5 protein-coding genes are annotated in these 3,665 nt (G+C 60.7%); 3 read left to right on the top strand and 2 right to left on the bottom strand.

Annotation, left to right across the window (positions count from 1 at the left end; all coding sequences use genetic code 11):
- Positions 1 to 369 (top strand): type IV secretory system conjugative DNA transfer family protein (locus AAFX91_RS39825; protein ID WP_394570142.1); only part of this gene is annotated, 369 nt, incomplete at its 5' end.
- 524 nt (positions 370 to 893) lie between these two features.
- Positions 894 to 1,367, top strand: a complete 474-nt coding sequence (locus AAFX91_RS39820; RefSeq protein ID WP_394570141.1) for a GNAT family N-acetyltransferase — start codon at positions 894 to 896, stop codon at positions 1,365 to 1,367.
- A gap of 132 nt (positions 1,368 to 1,499) precedes the next feature.
- On the opposite strand, the gene AAFX91_RS39815 is transcribed toward AAFX91_RS39820, so the two are convergent.
- Complete coding sequence (locus AAFX91_RS39815) at positions 1,500 to 2,687, bottom strand: MFS transporter (RefSeq protein ID WP_394570140.1); 1,188 nt, start codon at positions 2,685 to 2,687, stop codon at positions 1,500 to 1,502.
- 218 nt (positions 2,688 to 2,905) lie between these two features.
- Here AAFX91_RS39815 and AAFX91_RS39810 point away from each other — a divergent pair, with 218 nt between their 5' ends.
- The gene (locus tag AAFX91_RS39810) at positions 2,906 to 3,253 is read left to right on the top strand and encodes a hypothetical protein (protein ID WP_394570139.1); all 348 of its coding nucleotides are present in this window, start codon (positions 2,906 to 2,908) and stop codon (positions 3,251 to 3,253) included.
- Positions 3,254 to 3,430: 177 nt separating this feature from the next.
- Here the strand turns inward: AAFX91_RS39810 and AAFX91_RS39805 are convergent, their stop codons facing one another.
- Complete coding sequence (locus AAFX91_RS39805; RefSeq protein WP_394570143.1) at positions 3,431 to 3,595, bottom strand: cold-shock protein; 165 nt, start codon at positions 3,593 to 3,595, stop codon at positions 3,431 to 3,433.
- Positions 3,596 to 3,665 lie beyond the last annotated feature (70 nt).

The following is a 3,665-nucleotide window of genomic DNA, read 5'->3' as shown; positions in this document are numbered from 1 at the left end:
CGTGATGCCACCAGCAAGTGGTTCGAGAGCGCGTCCTGGATCTCCTTCTCGGCGATCAACGATCCCGAGACGGCGGATTACATCTCGAAGCGTTGCGGTGACACGACGGTGGAGGTTGATCAGCTGAGCCAGTCCTCGCGGATGTCGGGTTCCTCCCGGACGCGGTCCAAGCAGCTCGCGCGCCGGGCGCTCATGCTGCCGCATGAGGTCCTGCGGATGCGGACCGACGAGCAGATCGTCTTCACCGCCGGCAATCCGCCGCTACGCTGCGGCCGCGCCATCTGGTTCCGGCGCACCGACATGCAGGCGTGCGTCGGCGAGAACAGGTTCCATCAGAGAGAAGCTGGGTGGGCGGCACCCAGAACCTAGCGCCGGGTTACCTGTTGCCGTAGTCTGGCAGCTTTCCGGGAGCGGATCATGATAGAACGGAAAGGGACCGCGAGAACGCCGCGCGAGCATTTCTGGCGAACCGCAGAAGACGAACTAGAGAAGTTGGTACGCAAAGAGATTGCATTTCAGCAAGCCGAGCGCATCGAGCGCGCAAGGGAGCTGCGCCTTCCTGTTCAGAAGGAGACCGTGCTTTCCTGGCCTGGGCCGAGTTCGAAACTGGTTACACGGCGATCTTCCTGACTGGGTGCGAGCTCAAGGTCGCCGCTCATGATGATGGACGCCCGGCAGCGTACGCGATCGTGGTGCTGGCCCACGTCTCGTGGTGGATCGCTGCAGAATTGTCGACCAGCTGAGGTCAACGACGCCCGGGTCACACGGCCGCCGGCGCGTTTCCTTTCTGCGGGCAGTGCCGTCGTCTGACCTGTGTCGTCGACGGGGATCCCGTTGACTGCGACCTGGTGGTTCCACAGAGCAAAAAGGCACAGAGATTCGTTGGAGTGCTGATGATGCGCGATGGCAAGTTTTCCTTCAGGGCCGCTCACCACCAAGACGCGGAGACGGTTTTCAATATCACGAAGGCGTCAATCGCCGGACTTGGAGGAGCATCCTACTCTCGGGACCAGATAGCGAATTGGATGGGCGAGCGGACGCCCGCATTTTACGAAGAGCTCATCGCCAAGGGACGAATGACGGTGTGTGAGCACGAAGGTATTGTGGTTGGATTTGTCGATGCCGAGCCGGGCGAAGTAACCAGGTTGTTCATATTGCCTGAGGCTGCAGGTTCCGGGCTCGGCCGTCGGCTGCTCGAGATCGGGATAGCACGAGCGCGGATGGGCCATAGTGGGCCGATCAGGCTCGAGGCGACGATCAACGCCGAAGGCTTCTATCAAAAATGCGGCTTTCGAAGCGTGGACTGCGACTTTTTCTCTCATGGACTCGGCGGCGAGCCTATTGAGATCGTGCGGATGGAATTGTGACCTTCGGCGTTCACCGGCGCAAAACCCAACCTTGAACGTAGAGGGCGACCAATCAACCCTCAAATCGTCTCGGCCGTCAGTTTGAGGGAGACAGCCGCGCTCCAATACGACGCCCTCTGAAAACATGAGCACTCAGATGCGCGCGTATCTGCGTCGGCCGGTCCATAGGCCAACGAGCACGGTGGCGATGACAATCGTCACCCCACAGGCCATGTAGAGGCCAGCTTCGGTTGCGTTCGGGACCAAGGTTGGCAGAAGGAAGATGAGCCCACCGAGCCCGCCTGTCAGCAGGGTCGTGAATGCCTGGACGCGCCCGATCAAGGCCGAATCCACAACGGTCAAAAGATGTCCGTTGGCCGCGGCCCGTGACAGGTTCCACAGCATTCCAGCAAGGGCATAGAGCACAATCGCGACCAGCGGGTTGGTCACGAAGGATAGAACGATCAACGAGGCCGCTGCCCCTGCGAGAACCGTCGCCGTTGCTCGGGCCATTTTCCTGGCGAGCGCCGGTATCCCGGCGACAGCAAGGGCGGCCATGCCGGCGATTGCGGCCGTCATCTCGAGCATGCCGAAGAGATCGCTGCCGCCGCCAAGCGCATGGATGACGAAACCAGGCAACAACAGGTTGGTGATCTGGATCACGGCGAACGCCAGTCCCACCATGATCGCAGCGGCCAAACTTTGCGGCTCGCTCAGAAGATAGCGGAACGCTTCACGCGAGGCGGAAAGCGGATTGAGCCCCTTCATTGACCGGCGACCGCTTGGGGTCCTCGTCAGCATCCAGAGGAGAGGCAGAACGGCCAATGCGATGCAGGCGGACAGGACGGCCGCTGTAGTGCTGCCGAGCCGATCGATCGCGTAGCCGGCTACACCTGTCCCCATGGCGAGCCCTGCCTGATTGAAGAAGGACAGGCGCATGTTGAATGTCATGCGCTCAGCCTCGGGAATGAGCGACTGGAGCAGGCCGCTCATGGCGCCCGCCAGGAGCGCGTAGCCGAAGGCCCCGAGAACGGCTGATAGAACCAGGAGGGAGCGCGAAAGCCCTTCCGGCAGGATTTCCACCAGGGCCAGCACGCAAAGCCCGGAAGCCCGGATCACTTGTCCGACTGCAGTGACTGTGAGACGGCTATGTCGGTCGACGACGTACCCGCCGAGCGGTGCGAGAACGACTCCGGCGACGCTGGAGGTCAGCAACACCAGGCCAACCAGGCTCGATCCGCCGGCGTGGAACGCGATCCACGCCGGCAAGACGATGCCGACGCCGACGATAAAGAAAGACGCCGAGGAAAAACCAATAAAGAGTCGCTGCGTCGCTCGCATGACCAATCTGATCCCCCAAGGAGTCGTGGCGTGCCCCCGACAGGAGGAGGACGGACAGCTAGCCGGACTTTTGGCATTGTCCAAGGCGATACATACGTCCCCGCCTCATTTTCGGGCGGATGATTTCATCATGGCCTTGCTCCCACCCTGCAAGCCGCCACATTTTTGTTCGTTCACGGCGGCATAAATTGCTCAAAGATTCGTGGGGAGAAGAGCAGATGAGCGATAACACCGATCTCGAAAGCAGAGTCGTTGCAGCGATACGACGATATCGCAAGGCCCTCGCACTGGTGGAGAACCTGGAACGAGAGGACGCTTGCGCGCATCGAGCGCTGTCGCGCACGCTGGTTGATTTGGGGCGTGCCCTGCGCGACGAAGCGGCTCCCCATCTCAAGCACAGCCTGTTTGAGATTGGCTCCGCAGCGGTTTCGCGGTCGGACAAAACCTGGACCGCCCTGGTCGAGGCGACTGCGAGATTAGATTCCGCCCGCCTAACGGTGGCCGCCCTGGAGCGGCAACTGGGATATATTCCAGAAGTCCCGACGGAGGCGGGGGCTTCTGCCTAGCTCAGGGAATATCGAGGTTCAAATCCACAGATCGCCACCTAGCCTATCCCGCCCACCACGACTGAACGTAGCAGGGCCGGTATTCTAACTTGCAAAATGAAAATGCAGCGTGACTAGCACGCCCAGCAAACCTAGGCTGGACATCCAATATTACGAGTTAGAGCGCAGAGCCGCGACTTACCCGAGACGAAGATTTTCTGCCGCTTGTTTGCCGCGGTTCGTCACCACTTCATAGCTGACCTTCGCGCCCTCAGCGAGCGAGGTGTAGCCTGCCTTCTCCACCGCCGAGATGTGCACGAAAACATCATTGCTACCGTCCTGCGGTGCGATGAACTCTGAAATGGACCCGCGGAGCGGGACCGCTTGAACCGGTTTGTTAGTTGGAAACTGACCGCTCCTGATCCCTTTCTAT

Source organism: Bradyrhizobium sp. 31Argb, from assembly GCF_043638955.1.
Classification (GTDB): domain Bacteria; phylum Pseudomonadota; class Alphaproteobacteria; order Rhizobiales; family Xanthobacteraceae; genus Bradyrhizobium.
Note: the sequence above shows the minus strand (reverse complement) of the source record. Positions and strands in the feature narration are given on the sequence as shown.